28 protein-coding genes are annotated in these 13470 nt (G+C 62.0%); all 28 read right to left on the bottom strand.

What is annotated here, in order from left to right:
- Window positions 1–146 precede the first annotated feature (146 nt).
- Window positions 147–551 carry a 30S ribosomal protein S11 gene (gene rpsK / locus ACXJKJ_RS22825; RefSeq protein WP_056194196.1) on the bottom strand — a complete coding sequence of 135 codons (405 nt, stop codon included), beginning with the start codon at window positions 549–551 and terminating at the stop codon, window positions 147–149.
- A 26-nt stretch (window positions 552–577) separates the two neighbouring features.
- A complete protein-coding gene (rpsM, locus tag ACXJKJ_RS22820; RefSeq protein WP_457392711.1) occupies window positions 578–943 on the bottom strand; it encodes a 30S ribosomal protein S13 in 366 nt (121 codons plus the stop codon).
- Between the two features lie 34 nt (window positions 944–977).
- Window positions 978–1091 (bottom strand): 50S ribosomal protein L36, encoded by a 114-nt coding sequence (gene rpmJ / locus ACXJKJ_RS22815; protein ID WP_056194202.1) that lies wholly within the window; start codon window positions 1089–1091, stop codon window positions 978–980.
- 57 nt (window positions 1092–1148) lie between these two features.
- Window positions 1149–1367 carry a translation initiation factor IF-1 gene (gene infA, locus ACXJKJ_RS22810; RefSeq protein WP_009855680.1) on the bottom strand — a complete coding sequence of 73 codons (219 nt, stop codon included), beginning with the start codon at window positions 1365–1367 and terminating at the stop codon, window positions 1149–1151.
- Window positions 1368–1425: 58 nt separating this feature from the next.
- Window positions 1426–2733: a preprotein translocase subunit SecY gene (gene secY / locus ACXJKJ_RS22805; RefSeq protein ID WP_056194205.1), complete on the bottom strand. Its 1308-nt coding sequence runs from the start codon at window positions 2731–2733 to the stop codon at window positions 1426–1428.
- A gap of 28 nt (window positions 2734–2761) precedes the next feature.
- Complete coding sequence (gene rplO, locus ACXJKJ_RS22800; RefSeq protein WP_056194207.1) at window positions 2762–3193, bottom strand: 50S ribosomal protein L15; 432 nt, start codon at window positions 3191–3193, stop codon at window positions 2762–2764.
- 25 nt (window positions 3194–3218) lie between these two features.
- Window positions 3219–3401, bottom strand: coding sequence for a 50S ribosomal protein L30 (gene rpmD, locus ACXJKJ_RS22795; RefSeq protein WP_056194210.1), 183 nt, complete (start codon window positions 3399–3401; stop codon window positions 3219–3221).
- Between the two features lie 20 nt (window positions 3402–3421).
- Window positions 3422–3943 carry a 30S ribosomal protein S5 gene (rpsE, locus tag ACXJKJ_RS22790; RefSeq protein ID WP_056194212.1) on the bottom strand — a complete coding sequence of 174 codons (522 nt, stop codon included), beginning with the start codon at window positions 3941–3943 and terminating at the stop codon, window positions 3422–3424.
- 18 nt (window positions 3944–3961) lie between these two features.
- Window positions 3962–4321, bottom strand: coding sequence for a 50S ribosomal protein L18 (gene rplR / locus ACXJKJ_RS22785; protein WP_056194215.1), 360 nt, complete (start codon window positions 4319–4321; stop codon window positions 3962–3964).
- Between the two features lie 11 nt (window positions 4322–4332).
- A complete protein-coding gene (rplF, locus tag ACXJKJ_RS22780; RefSeq protein ID WP_056194218.1) occupies window positions 4333–4866 on the bottom strand; it encodes a 50S ribosomal protein L6 in 534 nt (177 codons plus the stop codon).
- Between the two features lie 18 nt (window positions 4867–4884).
- On the bottom strand, window positions 4885–5280 hold the full coding sequence (rpsH, locus tag ACXJKJ_RS22775; protein ID WP_056194221.1) for a 30S ribosomal protein S8: 396 nt from the start codon (window positions 5278–5280) through the stop codon (window positions 4885–4887).
- Between the two features lie 23 nt (window positions 5281–5303).
- Window positions 5304–5609 carry a 30S ribosomal protein S14 gene (gene rpsN / locus ACXJKJ_RS22770; RefSeq protein WP_056194224.1) on the bottom strand — a complete coding sequence of 102 codons (306 nt, stop codon included), beginning with the start codon at window positions 5607–5609 and terminating at the stop codon, window positions 5304–5306.
- Between the two features lie 8 nt (window positions 5610–5617).
- Window positions 5618–6157, bottom strand: a complete 540-nt coding sequence (gene rplE / locus ACXJKJ_RS22765; RefSeq protein WP_056194227.1) for a 50S ribosomal protein L5 — start codon at window positions 6155–6157, stop codon at window positions 5618–5620.
- Window positions 6158–6167: 10 nt separating this feature from the next.
- Window positions 6168–6482, bottom strand: coding sequence for a 50S ribosomal protein L24 (gene rplX / locus ACXJKJ_RS22760; RefSeq protein ID WP_056194230.1), 315 nt, complete (start codon window positions 6480–6482; stop codon window positions 6168–6170).
- A 23-nt stretch (window positions 6483–6505) separates the two neighbouring features.
- Entirely contained in the window at window positions 6506–6874 is a 369-nt protein-coding gene (rplN, locus tag ACXJKJ_RS22755; RefSeq protein ID WP_056194233.1) for a 50S ribosomal protein L14, read from the bottom strand.
- A gap of 263 nt (window positions 6875–7137) precedes the next feature.
- Entirely contained in the window at window positions 7138–7647 is a 510-nt protein-coding gene (locus tag ACXJKJ_RS22750) for a peroxiredoxin (RefSeq protein ID WP_056194236.1), read from the bottom strand.
- 93 nt (window positions 7648–7740) lie between these two features.
- Window positions 7741–8019 carry a 30S ribosomal protein S17 gene (gene rpsQ / locus ACXJKJ_RS22745; RefSeq protein ID WP_457323017.1) on the bottom strand — a complete coding sequence of 93 codons (279 nt, stop codon included), beginning with the start codon at window positions 8017–8019 and terminating at the stop codon, window positions 7741–7743.
- Window positions 8016–8216, bottom strand: coding sequence for a 50S ribosomal protein L29 (gene rpmC, locus ACXJKJ_RS22740; protein ID WP_056194241.1), 201 nt, complete (start codon window positions 8214–8216; stop codon window positions 8016–8018). Before rpmC ends, rpsQ begins: the two co-directional genes overlap by 4 nt.
- A gap of 10 nt (window positions 8217–8226) precedes the next feature.
- The gene (gene rplP, locus ACXJKJ_RS22735; protein ID WP_056194244.1) at window positions 8227–8643 is read right to left on the bottom strand and encodes a 50S ribosomal protein L16; all 417 of its coding nucleotides are present in this window, start codon (window positions 8641–8643) and stop codon (window positions 8227–8229) included.
- A 2-nt stretch (window positions 8644–8645) separates the two neighbouring features.
- Window positions 8646–9509: a 30S ribosomal protein S3 gene (rpsC, locus tag ACXJKJ_RS22730; RefSeq protein WP_056194248.1), complete on the bottom strand. Its 864-nt coding sequence runs from the start codon at window positions 9507–9509 to the stop codon at window positions 8646–8648.
- A 14-nt stretch (window positions 9510–9523) separates the two neighbouring features.
- A complete protein-coding gene (gene rplV, locus ACXJKJ_RS22725; RefSeq protein ID WP_056194291.1) occupies window positions 9524–9853 on the bottom strand; it encodes a 50S ribosomal protein L22 in 330 nt (109 codons plus the stop codon).
- 11 nt (window positions 9854–9864) lie between these two features.
- A complete protein-coding gene (rpsS, locus tag ACXJKJ_RS22720) occupies window positions 9865–10143 on the bottom strand; it encodes a 30S ribosomal protein S19 (protein ID WP_056194250.1) in 279 nt (92 codons plus the stop codon).
- A 10-nt stretch (window positions 10144–10153) separates the two neighbouring features.
- On the bottom strand, window positions 10154–10978 hold the full coding sequence (gene rplB / locus ACXJKJ_RS22715) for a 50S ribosomal protein L2 (RefSeq protein WP_056194253.1): 825 nt from the start codon (window positions 10976–10978) through the stop codon (window positions 10154–10156).
- A complete protein-coding gene (rplW, locus tag ACXJKJ_RS22710; protein ID WP_056194256.1) occupies window positions 10979–11293 on the bottom strand; it encodes a 50S ribosomal protein L23 in 315 nt (104 codons plus the stop codon).
- Window positions 11290–11910 carry a 50S ribosomal protein L4 gene (gene rplD, locus ACXJKJ_RS22705; RefSeq protein ID WP_056194259.1) on the bottom strand — a complete coding sequence of 207 codons (621 nt, stop codon included), beginning with the start codon at window positions 11908–11910 and terminating at the stop codon, window positions 11290–11292. The genes rplW and rplD overlap by 4 nt, the downstream gene beginning before the upstream one ends.
- Complete coding sequence (gene rplC / locus ACXJKJ_RS22700; protein ID WP_056194263.1) at window positions 11910–12581, bottom strand: 50S ribosomal protein L3; 672 nt, start codon at window positions 12579–12581, stop codon at window positions 11910–11912. The genes rplD and rplC overlap by 1 nt, the downstream gene beginning before the upstream one ends.
- A 263-nt stretch (window positions 12582–12844) precedes the next feature.
- Entirely contained in the window at window positions 12845–13156 is a 312-nt protein-coding gene (gene rpsJ, locus ACXJKJ_RS22695; protein ID WP_056194266.1) for a 30S ribosomal protein S10, read from the bottom strand.
- Window positions 13157–13221: 65 nt separating this feature from the next.
- Window positions 13222–13470, bottom strand: a 249-nt coding sequence (locus ACXJKJ_RS22690; RefSeq protein WP_457392706.1) for an EF-Tu C-terminal domain-related protein, incomplete at its 5' end; no start/stop codon positions are given.

Raw genomic sequence — 13470 nt, 5'->3', positions numbered from 1 at the left:
GTGGGCTTATGAGCCGTCTCGAAAATGAGATCGACTCAAGACTGAAGCCGGCGCGGCACAAAGTGCCCGCCGGCTCCGGGAAAACGCGCGATTATCGCACCGCCATCCGAATCTGCAATGTCCCTGTCACCTAGAGGTGAATGGGATCAGATACGGCGACGCTTCTGCGGACGGCAGCCGTTGTGCGGCACGGGCGTCACGTCAGAGATCGAGTTGATGCGAATGCCCAGCGCTGCCAGGGCGCGAACCGACGACTCACGACCCGGGCCGGGGCCCTTGATCTTGACGTCGAGGTTCTTGATGCCCTGCTCTTGTGCAGCGCGGCCAGCCACTTCAGCTGCCACCTGGGCTGCAAAGGGGGTCGACTTGCGCGAGCCCTTGAAGCCTTGGCCACCCGACGAAGCCCACGACAGGGCGCCGCCTTGACGGTCAGTGATGGTGATGATGGTGTTGTTGAACGAGGCGTGGACGTGCGCGATGCCGTCTGCAACGTTCTTGCGGACCTTCTTGCGAACCCGCTGGGCAGCCGAATTGTTGGGTGCTTTTGCCATGATGAGCTTCTTTCAGTTCGGGCAGCTTACTTCTTGCCGGTCGCAGCCGACTTGCGCGGACCCTTGCGGGTACGGGCATTCGTACGGGTGCGYTGACCACGCAKCGGCAGGCCACGGCGGTGACGGAAGCCGCGGTAGCAACCGAGGTCCATCAGACGCTTGATGTTGATGGACTGCTCACGGCGCAGGTCACCTTCGATGGTCAACTTGTTGACCTCGTCACGGATCTTTTCGAGATCGCCGTCGTTCAGGTCCTTGACCTTCTTGTCGAACGGAATGCCGCAGTTCGTGCAGATCTGCTGAGCGGTCGTACGGCCAATGCCGTAGATCGAGGTCAGACCGATCTCAGTGTGCTTTTGCGGCGGAATGTTGATACCAGCAATACGTGCCATGGTTGTCCTCTAGTCCTGTCGTGCGAGCTGGGGCTCAGCCCTGGCGCTGCTTGTGGCGCGGGTCGGTGCAGATCACACGCACCACGCCCTTGCGGCGGATGATCTTGCAATTGCGGCACATCTGCTTAACGGATGCCGAAACTTTCATGGTCTGCTCCTTGGCCTAACTTCTTTGCGCTCACACGCGTCCGGGGGTTCAAACAGCTCACTTCGCCCGGAACACGATGCGAGCACGACTCAAATCGTAGGGTGTCAGCTCTACGGTCACTTTGTCGCCAGGCAGGATGCGGATGTAGTGCATCCGCATCTTGCCGGAGATGTGACCGAGAACGACATGCCCGTTCTCCAACTTGACTCTGAACGTGGCGTTGGGGAGGTTCTCAAGAATCTCGCCCTGCATTTGAATGACGTCGTCTTTCGCCATGCCGTACGTTCAGGATTGTTGTTGGAATCAATCTTGGTTAACGATCAGCTCCGCGCCCTCAGGGCTTGAAGCTGGCCTTCTTCAGCAGTGACTCGTACTGCTGACTCATGATGTAGCTCTGCACCTGGGCCCAGAAGTCCATCGTCACGACGACGATGATCAACAGGGAAGTGCCACCGAAGTAGAACGGAACGTTGTACTTCAGCGTCAGGAATTCGGGCAGCAGGCAGACCAACGTGATGTAGATCGCACCAGCCAGCGTGAGCCGCGAAAGGATCTTGTCGATGTGCTTGGCGGTCTGCTCACCCGGACGAATGCCCGGAATGAACGCGCCACTCTTCTTCAGGTTGTCTGCGGTCTCACGACTGTTGAACACCAGCGCCGTGTAGAAGAAGCAGAAGAACACGATGGCAGCCGAATACAGCAGCACATAGATCGGCTGACCCGGGCTGACCATGCCGGCCAGGTCCTTCAACCAGCGCAGACCATCACCCGTCGCGAACCAGCTCACCACCGTTGTCGGCAGCAGGATGATCGACGAGGCGAAGATCGGCGGGATCACGCCGGACATGTTCAGCTTCAGCGGCAGGTGCGACGACTGGCCGCCGTAGACCTTGTTGCCGACCTGGCGCTTCGCATAGTTCACGAGGATCTTGCGTTGGCCACGTTCGACGAAGACCACGGCGAAGGTCACCAGCACAACCAGCGAGATCACGATCAGCGCCGAGCCGTAACCCATCGCACCGGTACGCACCAGCTCGAACAGGCCACCGATCGCACCCGGCAGACCCGCGGCGATACCGCCGAAGATCAGGATCGAGATGCCATTGCCCAGACCGCGCTCGGTGATCTGCTCACCCAGCCACATCAGGAACATCGTGCCGGCCACCAGGCTGGACACTGCGGTCAGGCGGAAGCCGAAACCAGGGTTCAGCACCAGGCCAGCAGAGCCTTCCAGCGCCAATGCGATCGACAGGCTCTGGAACAGAGCCAGACCCAGCGTCGCATAACGCGTGTACTGGGTGATCTTGCGACGCCCGGCTTCGCCTTCCTTCTTCAGCTGTTCCAGCGTCGGCACGACGTAGGTCATCAGCTGTAAAACGATGGACGCCGAGATGTAAGGCGTAATGCCCAACGCGAACACGGTGAAGCGCGACAGCGCGCCGCCCGAGAACATGTTGAACAGGCTCAGGATGCCACCGGCCTGGCCCTTGAAGAATTGGGCCAGCTGGTTCGGGTCGATACCGGGCACGGGGATATGCGCCCCGATGCGGTAGACGACCAGAGCCAGCAGCAAGAACACAAGCCGACGACGCAGGTCGCCGAACTTGCCGCTCTTGGCCAGCTGATTCGCGTTGGTAGCCACGCTGGATCAGTTCCTTGTGCGCTGTGAATTAAGCGACCGAGCCGCCGGCCGCCTCGATGGCCGCCTTGGCGCCCTTCGTGGCGTTCACGCCCTTCAGCGTGACCTTGCGCTCGATGGCGCCGGACAGGATGACCTTGACTGACTTAGCCAGTTGGGGCACCAGGCCGACCGCCTTCAGCGTCGACACGTCGATCTCTTCGCCGGCCAGACCTTGCAGGTCCGACAGGTTGATCTCGACGCTGTACTTCAGCGTCAGCGACTTGAAGCCACGCTTGGGCAGGCGACGTTGCAGCGGCATCTGGCCGCCTTCGAAGCCGACCTTGTGGTAGCCACCAGCGCGGGACTTCTGGCCCTTGTGGCCACGACCTGCGGTCTTGCCCAGGCCCGAGCCGATGCCGCGGCCGACACGGCGCTTGGCATGCTTGGAGCCCTCAGCGGGCTTGATCGTGTTGAGTTCCATCGTCTTGTCCTCTTGTGTGCCGCGCTTAGAGCACTTGCACCAGATAAGCGATCTTGTTGATCATGCCGCGCACTGCGGGCGTGTCTTCCAGGGTGCTCTGGCTGTTCAGCCGACGCAGACCCAGGCCGACCACGGTGGCACGGTGCGAGGCGCGGCAGCCGATGGGGCTACGCACCAGCTTGACCGTCACGGTTTTCTTGTCAGACATCTTGTGCTCCGCTTGGGCGATCAGTTGAAGATTTCTTCAACAGTCTTGCCGCGCTTGGCTGCGACAGAGGCCGGCGTGGTTGAACGCTTCAGAGCGTCCAGCGTGGCGCGGACCATGTTGTAAGGGTTGGTCGAACCGTGGCTCTTGGTCACGATGTCGGTCACGCCCATCACTTCGAAGACGGCGCGCATCGGGCCGCCGGCGATGACGCCGGTACCGGCAGGAGCCGGGGCCATGATGACGTGTGCAGCACCGTGCTCGCCCACCACGTTGTGGTGGATGGTGCCGTTCTTCAGGCTGACCTTGACCATGTTGCGGCGAGCCGACTCCATGGCCTTCTGCACGGCGACCGGCACTTCCTTGGCCTTGCCCTTGCCCATGCCGATGCGGCCATCGCCATCACCGACCACGGTCAGAGCGGCGAAGGACAGCGTACGGCCACCCTTCACAACCTTGGTGACGCGGTTGACCGCGATCATCTTTTCCTTCAGGCCGTCGTCGTTGCCTTCAGCCTGAGCGCCGCGGGGTTGAAACTTTGCCATTTCTTATTCCTTGATGCGTCAGAACTGCAGGCCGGCTTCGCGGGCTGCTTCGGCCAGGGCCTTGACACGGCCGTGGTAGGCAAAACCCGAGCGGTCGAAAGCAACCTTCTCGACGCCAGCGGCCTTGGCCTTCTCGGCGATCAGCTTGCCCACCAGCGTGGCAGCGGCGACGTTGCCGCCGTTGCTGCTCAGCTGTTCGCGGACCGACTTCTCGGCAGTGGAGGCTGCAGCCAACACCTTGGCGCCGTCTTCCGAGACGACTTGGGCGTAGATATGCAGGTTGGAGCGGAACACCGTCAGACGGGCCACGCGCTGGATCGCAATGCGAGCGCGGGTCTGGCGCGAACGACGCAGGCGTTGTTCTTTCTTGGTCATCATGGCGCTGCTCCTTACTTCTTCTTGGTCTCTTTGAGGGAGACCTTCTCATCCGAATAACGGATGCCCTTGCCCTTGTAGGGCTCAGGCGGACGGAAGGCGCGCACCTCGGCGGCGATCTGGCCGACGACCTGACGGTCAGCGCCCTTGATGACGATTTCCGTCTGGGTCGGGCACTCGACCTTGATACCAGCCGGCATGTCCTTCACCACGGGGTGAGAGAAGCCGATCTGCAGGTTGAGCTTCTGACCCTGGGCCTGGGCGCGAAAGCCCACGCCCACCAGGTTCAGCTTGCGCTCGAAACCCTTGCTCACACCGCTGACCATATTGGCCACCAGCGCACGCATCGTGCCGCTCATCGCATCGGCTTCAGCCGAATCGTTGGCGGGAACGAAGCTCAGCTTGCCGGCTTCGTTCTTGACGGTGACGAGCTTGTTAGCGGTACGCACCAGCGTACCGAGCGAGCCCTTGATGCTGATCGAGTCAGCAGACACGGTCACATCCACGCCTTGCGGAATGGCGACCGGCATTTTTCCTACGCGGGACATTGTTCGTCTCTCCTTCGCTTAGGCGACGTAGCAGAGCACTTCACCGCCGATACCGGCAGCGCGCGCCTTGCGGTCCGTCATCACACCTTGCGGGGTGGTGACGATCGCCACACCCAGGCCATTCATGACCTGAGGAATGTCGTGGCGGCCCTTGTAGATGCGCAGGCCGGGGCGGCTGACGCGCTCGATACGTTCGATGACCGGACGGCCAGCGTAGTACTTCAGCGCGATTTCCAGCTCGGGGCGGGCTGCTTCGCCGCGAACGGCGAAGTCATCGATATAGCCTTCGTCCTTCAGGACTTTGGCAATCGCCACCTTCAGCTTGGACGACGGCATGGCAACGCTCGTCTTTTCGACGATCTGCGCGTTGCGGATGCGGGTCAGCATATCGGCGATGGGATCACTCATGCTCATTTGCGAATACTCCTATCGGCCGATTACCAGCTGGCCTTGACGACACCGGGGATGTCGCCCTTGAAGGCCAGTTCACGAATCTTGTTACGGGCCAGGCCGAACTTGCGGAAGGTGCCACGCGGACGACCGGTCAGCTCGCAGCGGTTGCGCAGGCGAGTCGGGTAGGCGTTACGGGGCAGCTTCTGCAGCTCGAGGCGAGCGGCGTAGCGCTCTTCATCCGACTTCTTGCTGTCGTCGATGATGGCCTTCAGTTCTGCGTACTTCTTCGCGAACTTGGCGACGAGTGCTTCGCGCTTCAGTTCACGTTGCTTGATGGAAGTTTTAGCCACAGATCACCTCAGTTCTTGAACGGGAACTTGAACGCAGCCAGGAGAGCCTTGGCTTCGTCGTCCGTCTTGGCAGTCGTCGTGATGCTGATGTTCAGACCACGCAGAGCATCCACCTTGTCGTATTCGATTTCGGGGAAGATGATCTGTTCTTTGACGCCGATGTTGTAGTTGCCACGGCCATCGAACGAACGACCGGAGATACCCCGGAAGTCGCGAACGCGCGGCAGGGCGATCGTCACGAAGCGGTCCAGGAATTCATACATCTGGACGCCGCGCAGGGTGACCATCGCGCCGATGGGCACCGCGTCACGGATCTTGAAGCCGGCGATTGCCTTCTTCGACTTCGTGACGACGGGCTTCTGGCCGGCGATCTTGGTCAGGTCGCCCACGGCGTGGTCCATGACCTTCTTGTCGGCGACAGCCTCGCTCACGCCCATGTTGAGCGTGATCTTGGTGATGCGAGGCACCTCCATGACCGACTTGTAGCCGAACTTCTCGACCAGGCCGGGCACGATTTTTTCGCGGTAATGCGTTTGAAGACGAGCCATGAGGGACCTCTTAAGCCTTGATCTCTTCGCCGGTCGACTTGAACACGCGCACCCGCTTGCCGTCGACGAGCTTGACGCCCACCCGATCGGCCTTGCCGGAAGCGGCGTTGAAGATCGCCACGTTGGATTGATGGATAGGCATGGTCTTGTCGACGACGCCACCGGTGGTGCCCTTCATGGGGTTGGGCTTGACGTGCTTCTTGACGACATTGATGCCGTCAACGACCACATGGGCGTCGTCAGTGCGGGCGGACACAGTGCCGCGCTTACCCTTGTCGCGGCCGGTCAGCACAATGACCTGGTCGCCGGTACGAATCTTGTTCATGGCTTACCTCAGACAGTGGGGGCTCAAAGCACCTCGGGCGCCAGCGACACGATCTTCATGAAGCGCTCGGTACGCAGTTCACGCGTCACCGGGCCGAAGATGCGGGTGCCGATCGGCTCCAGCTTGGCATTGAGCAGCACGGCGGCATTGCCGTCGAACTTGACGAGCGAGCCGTCCTGGCGGCGCACGCCCTTGGCAGTACGAACCACCACGGCGCTGTAGACCTCGCCCTTCTTCACGCGACCACGCGGGGCAGCTTCTTTGATGCTGACCTTGATGATGTCGCCAATGTGCGCATAGCGGCGCTTGGAGCCGCCCAGCACCTTGATGCACTGAACGGACTTCGCACCAGTGTTGTCCGCGACATCAAGCCGCGATTGCATTTGGATCATGTCTGTCCCCAACTTGCCCCGAGTTGCAGCAGAGCTGCGCGTCGGTCAGTCTTGGGCCCGTAAGTCAGTCAGCTTGTAGCGTTGCGCCACTTGCTGCCCAACGGTTGAGGGCGGATCCGAAACCAGCATGGGCAGCTGCGTAGCAGGTGCACTGGTGTTCGGCGAAGCTGCGCATTATGCAGTGAGAACCCTTGGGGCGTCAATGCCTGTCGCAGAAGTTTTTGCAGGACCGGCTGCTGCCGGCCCGCGGAATGACCAATTGCTTAGGCGGCCTTGGCTTGCGCCAGCATCGTGCTGGCGTCGCTGACCTCGAACTTGCCGGGGCCTTCGACGTTCAGCGTCTTGACGACGCCATCCTTGACCAGCATCGAGTAGCGCTGCGAGCGCACGCCCATGCCCTTGGCGGTGAGGTCCAGCGTCAGGCCGGTGGCCTGGGCGAACTGGGCGCTACCGTCGGCCATCATGCGGACCTTGCCGGCGGTCTTCTGGTCACGACCCCACGCGCCCATGACAAAGGCGTCGTTSACGGACACGCACCAGATCTCGTCAACACCGGCAGCTTTCAACGCCTCGGTCGACTCGACGTAGCCCGGCACATGCTTGGCCGAGCAGGTCGGCGTGTAGGCGCCCGGCAGGGCAAAGATGGCGATGGTCTTGCCGGCCGTGGCCTTCTCGATATCGAAGCTGTTGGGGCCGAGCGAGCAGCCCTCGCCTTCCACTTCGATGAATTCCTGCAGGCTGCCTGCGGGCAGCTTGTCGCCAACCTTGATCATGGTGTCGCTCCTGAGAGAGTGTTCCGGAAATGAAAAACCGGCGCGCCAGTTGCCCAGCGTGCCGGTTGTGCAGCGGTCATGCGACCGGTGTCTTTAGACGATCTCGGCCTTCTCGACCAGGCGGGTCACGACCCAGCTCTTGGTCTTGGAGATCGGACGGCCTTCGCTGATCTCGACGACGTCACCCATCTTGTACTCGCCCTTTTCGTCATGGGCGTGGTACTTGCGGGAACGGGCCACGATCTTGCCGTAGAGCTCGTGCTTGGCGCGACGCTCGACCAGGACGGTGACCGTCTTGGCACGCTTGTCGCTGACCACGCGACCGACCAGGGTGCGCGTGTTCTTGGCTTGGACTTGTTGGGCCTCAGTCATTTCGTGGCCTCCTTCTTCTTTTGTGCCAGGACGGTCTTGGCACGCGCGATGTCGCGGCGGGTCTTGCCCAGTTGGCTGTGGTTGGTCAGCTGCTGGGTGGCCTTTTGCATGCGCAGGCCGAAGTGGGCCTTCAGCAAGTCGGTCACTTCCTTTTCGAGGGCAGCGACATCCTTGGTGCGGAGTTCAGTTGCTTTCATGGTGTCTTCCTCAGGTGCCGACCTGGCGGGCCACGAAGGTGCAACGCAGCGGCAGCTTGGCAGCAGCCAGCGTGAACGCCTCGCGAGCGAGTTGCTCGGGAACGCCGTTAACCTCGTAGATCACCTTGCCGGGCTGGATTTCAGCGACGTAGTACTCGGGGTTGCCCTTGCCGTTACCCATCCGAACTTCGGCAGGCTTTTGCGAGATGGGCTTGTCCGGGAACACGCGGATGAAGATTCGACCACCGCGCTTGATGTGGCGCGAGATCGCGCGGCGAGCCGCTTCGATCTGGCGGGCCGTCAGACGGCCGCGCTCGGTGGCCTTGAGGCCGAAATCACCGAAAGACACCGCAGCACCTCGGGTCGCAACACCCGTGTTGCGGCCCTTCTGCTCCTTGCGGTATTTACGACGAGCGGGTTGCAGCATGCTTATTCTCCTTTGGCCTCACCACCGGCTGCGGGGACCTTGCGGACCACGCGCTTGGCGGCGGGCTTGGCTGCGTCACCCGTGGGGGCGGCGGCAGCGGGCTGATCTGCTCCGTCACGCGGGCCACGGTCGCCACCCGGACGGCCACGGCCACCAGGAGCGCCCGGACGGGCGTTACGGCGCGGGCGACGATCGTCTTCGGCGCCTGCGGGGGTGTTGATGACCGGAGCCTCGCCATTGGCAAGACGGTCACCGCGGTAGACCCAGACCTTGACGCCGATGACGCCGTAGGTGGTCTTGGCTTCGGAGAAGCCGTAGTCGATGTCGGCCTTCAGGGTGTGCAGGGGCACACGACCTTCGCGATACCACTCGGTACGAGCGATTTCGATGCCGTTCAGACGACCAGCGCTCATGATCTTGATGCCCTGGGCACCCAGACGCATCGCGTTCTGCATCGCGCGCTTCATGGCGCGGCGGAACATGATGCGCTTCTCGAGCTGCTGGGTGATCGAGTCGGCGATCAGCTGAGCATCGACTTCGGGCTTGCGCACTTCTTCGATGTTGACGGCGACGGGCACGCCCAGACGCTTGGTCAGTTCAGCCTTCAGCGCTTCGATGTCCTCGCCCTTCTTGCCGATCACGACGCCCGGGCGAGCCGAGTAGATCGTGATGCGTGCGTTCTTGGCGGGGCGCTCGATCAGGATGCGCGAAACGGCAGCATTCTTGAGCTTGGCCTTCAGGTACTCGCGAACACGCAGATCTTCGGCCAGCATCGTGGCGAAGTTCTGATTGTTCGCATACCAGCGCGAAGCCCAGTTACGGGTGACAGGAAGGCGAAAGCCAACCGGATGGATTTTCTGTCCCATAGTCTTCTTGCGCCTTAGTTGCCGACAGCCACAAAGATGTGGCAGGTGGGCTTGCTGATGCGGTTGCCGCGACCCTTGGCGCGAGCCGAGAAGCGCTTCAGCGTGGCACCCTGCTCGACGTAGATCGAGGTGACCTTGAGTTCATCAATGTCAGCGCCGTCGTTGTGCTCGGCGTTAGCGATGGCGCTTTCCAGCGCCTTCTTGATGATGACGGCCGCCTTCTTCTGGGTGAATTCCAGGATGTTGAGGGCGTGGTCCACCTTCTTGCCGCGGATCAGGTCAGCCACGAGGCGACCCTTGTCACACGAGAGGCGAACGCCGCGAACGATTGCTTTGGTTTCCATCGTCGGCATCCTTACTTCTTCCCGGCCTTCTTGTCGGCCGGATGGCCTTTGAAGGTGCGGGTCAGTGCGAATTCACCCAGCTTGTGGCCGACCATCTGGTCAGACACATAAACCGGCACGTGCTGCTTGCCGTTGTGCACGGCGATCGTCAGACCGATGAACTCGGGCAGGATCGTCGAGCGGCGCGACCAAGTCTTGATGGGCTTCTTGTCTTTAATGGCAACAGCCTTGTCGACCTTGGCCATCAGATGGTGGTCAACGAAGGGGCCCTTCTTCAGCGAACGGGTCATGGCCTAGCCCTTACTTCTTGCGACGCGAGACGATGAACGTCTGCGTGCGCTTGTTGTTGCGAGTGCGGTAGCCCTTCGTCAGGGTGTTCCACGGCGACACAGGGACCTGGCCCTCGCCGGTGCGGCCTTCGCCACCACCGTGCGGGTGATCCACCGGGTTCATCGCCACACCGCGAACGGTCGGACGGATACCCTTCCAGCGGATCGCGCCGGCCTTGCCGTACTGGCGCAGGCTGTGCTCTTCGTTGCTCACTTCACCGATGGTGGCGCGGCAGTCGACGTGCACGCGGCGGACTTCGCCGGAGCGCAGACGGATCTGGGCGTAAACGCCTTCGCGAGCCATCAGGACCGCAGACGTGCCGGCCGAACGGATCATCTGGGCACCCTTGCCAGGCTGCAGCTCGATGCAGTGAATCGTCGAGCCCACCGGGATGTTGCGGATCGGCAGCGTGTTGCCAGCCTTGATCGGGGCTTCCGCGCCGCTCAGGATGGTCGAACCCACTTCCAGACCGCGCGGAGCGATCACGTAGCGGCGTTCGCCGTCGGCGTACACCACCAGCGCAATGTGGGCGGTGCGGTTCGGGTCGTACTCGATGGTCTCGACCTTGGCCGGAATGCCGTCCTTGTTGCGCTTGAAGTCGACCACGCGGTAGTGGTGCTTGTGACCACCGCCCTTGTGGCGAATCGTGATGTGACCGTTGTTGTTGCGGCCCGAATTCTGGATTTGCGGCTCAAGCAAAGCTGCATGGGGCGCGCCCTTGTGCAGGTGCTTGTGCACCACCTTGACGACGCCACGGCGACCGGGCGAGGTAGGTTTGACTTTGACGATGGCCATTTACGCGGCCTCCCCGGAGAAATTGAGCTCTTGACCGGCCTTGAGGGCCACATAGGCCTTCTTGACGTGGTCACGGCGGCCGGCACGGCCACCAAAGCGCTTCGTCTTGCCCTTGACCTGGACGACGTTGACCGACTCGACCTCGACCTTGAACATCAGTTCAACAGCGGCCTTGATTTCGGGCTTGGTGGCGTCGCGCAGGACCTTGAACAGGACCTGGTTGTGCTTCTCGGCAACTTGCGTGGCCTTTTCGGACACGATGGGCGCGAGCAGCACGGAGGCCAGACGGCCTTCGGAATACTTGGGGGCGCTCATGCCAGCATCTCCTTGAGTTGCTCGACCGCAGCCTTGGTCACCAGCACCTTCTTGTAGAAGACCAGCGACAGGGGGTCGGCGTAGCGCGGCTCGACGACCAGCACATTGGCCAGGTTGCGCGAAGCCAGCAGCAGGTTGTCATCCACGACATCGGAGATGACCAGCACCGAGTCCAGGCCCATGGCCTTGAACTTGGCGGCCAGCAGCTTGGTCTTGGGGGCTTCGATCGAGATCGAATCCACCACGGCCAGGCGGCCTTCGCGGGCCAGCTGCGACAGGATCGCAGCCATGCCGGCGCGGTACATCTTCTTGTTCAGCTTGTGCGAGAAGTTCTCGTCAGGCATGTTCGGGAAGATGCGACCGCCCCCGCGCCACAGCGGCGACGAGGTCATACCGGCGCGAGCGCGGCCGGTGCCCTTCTGGCGGAAAGGCTTCTTGGTCGAGTGATGAACCTGTTCACGGTCCTTCTGGGCACGAGTGCCTTGGCGGGCGTTGGCCTGGAAGGCCACGACCACCTGGTGCACCAGGGCTTCGTTGTAGTCGCGAGCGAAGATGGTGTCAGGCGCTTCCACCTTGGCGGTGGCCTGACCCTGCTCGTTCAGGAGCTCGAGCTGCATCAGTTGGCTCCCTTCTTGACTTTGACCTTGACGGCCGGGCGAACGACGATGTGGCCGTTCTTGGAACCCGGGACCGCGCCGCGGACCAGCAGCAGTTGACGGGCTTCGTCAACGCGCACGATGTCCAGGTTCTGCGTGGTGCAGGTTTCGTCGCCCATGTGGCCGGTCATCTTCTTGCCCGGGAACACACGGCCCGGGTCTTGCGCCATCGAGATCGAGCCCGGCACGTTGTGCGAACGGCTGTTACCGTGCGACGCGCGCTGCGAGCTGAAGTTGTGGCGCTTGATGGTGCCCGCAAAGCCCTTGCCGATGGACGTGCCCTGCACGTCGACCAGCTGGCCGGCGGCGAACAACGTCACCGGAACGGTCGCGCCAGCTTGGTACTGGGCTGCGACGTCGGCTTCGACGCGGAATTCCTTGAGGATTTCACCGGCTTCGACACCTGCCTTGGCAAGGTGGCCGGCTTCAGGCTTGGTGACGCGCGAAGCTTTGCGCGTACCGAACGCCACTTGAATGGCGCTGTAGCCGTCGGTCTCTTGGGTCTTGACCTGGGTCACGCGGTTGTTGGACACGTCCAGCACCGTCACAGGGATGGCATCGCCATCGTCCGTGAAGATGCGCATCATGCCCACCTTGCGGCCCAGCAAACCGAGACGGTTGCTCAGACTCATGTTTTTCTCCAGCCCCGTCGGCTCACGCCTCGGAAGCTATTGCGAACACCCGACATCGATTGGCCGGGCTGACTTGTGCAGGATCTCTTGCGAAACACCGCGCGAATATCCGAGCAGGCATAGGCCAACCCGGAAAAGCTGGTGAGTATAGCCTGCGGGGTTGCCCCGATGCAAGCGTTAGGCCCCGCCCAGCACAAAAGACAAGACCCCGGCCTGCCGAGGCAGGACCGGGGTCTTGGATTACCAAGCCCGAAGGCTCGGAATTACTGCAGCTTGATTTCGACGTCGACGCCGGCGGGCAGGTCGAGCTTCATCAGGGCGTCAACCGTCTTGTCGGTCGGGTCGACGATGTCCATCAGACGCTGGTGGGTGCGGATCTCGAACTGGTCGCGACTCGTCTTGTTGACGTGGGGCGAACGCAGGATGTCGAAACGTTCCATGCGCGTCGGCAGGGGCACGGGGCCCTTGACGATGGCGCCGGTGCGCTTGGCGGTCTCGACGATCTCGAGGGCCGACTGGTCGATCAGCTTGTAATCAAACGCCTTGAGGCGGATGCGGATCTTTTGCTTTTGCATGACGGTTCCTTAAAGAGCAGGTGGTGAGCACGAGCGGATGCCGCCCGGCGCACGTCACGCATGAATTACGCGAGGATCGTGGCGACGACGCCCGAGCCGACAGTGCGACCACCTTCACGGATGGCGAAGCGCAGGCCGGTTTCCATCGCGATCGGCGCGATCAGCTTCACGGTGATGCCGACGTTGTCGCCGGGCATGACCATTTCCTTGTCCTTGGGCAGCTCCACCGCACCGGTCACGTCCGTGGTACGGAAGTAGAACTGGGGACGGTAGTTGTTGAAGAACGGGGTGTGGCGGCCGCCCTCTTCCTTGGA

It is taken from the genome of Roseateles sp. P5_E1, from assembly GCF_054049335.1.
This window is presented reverse-complemented; position numbering and strand designations above follow the sequence as displayed.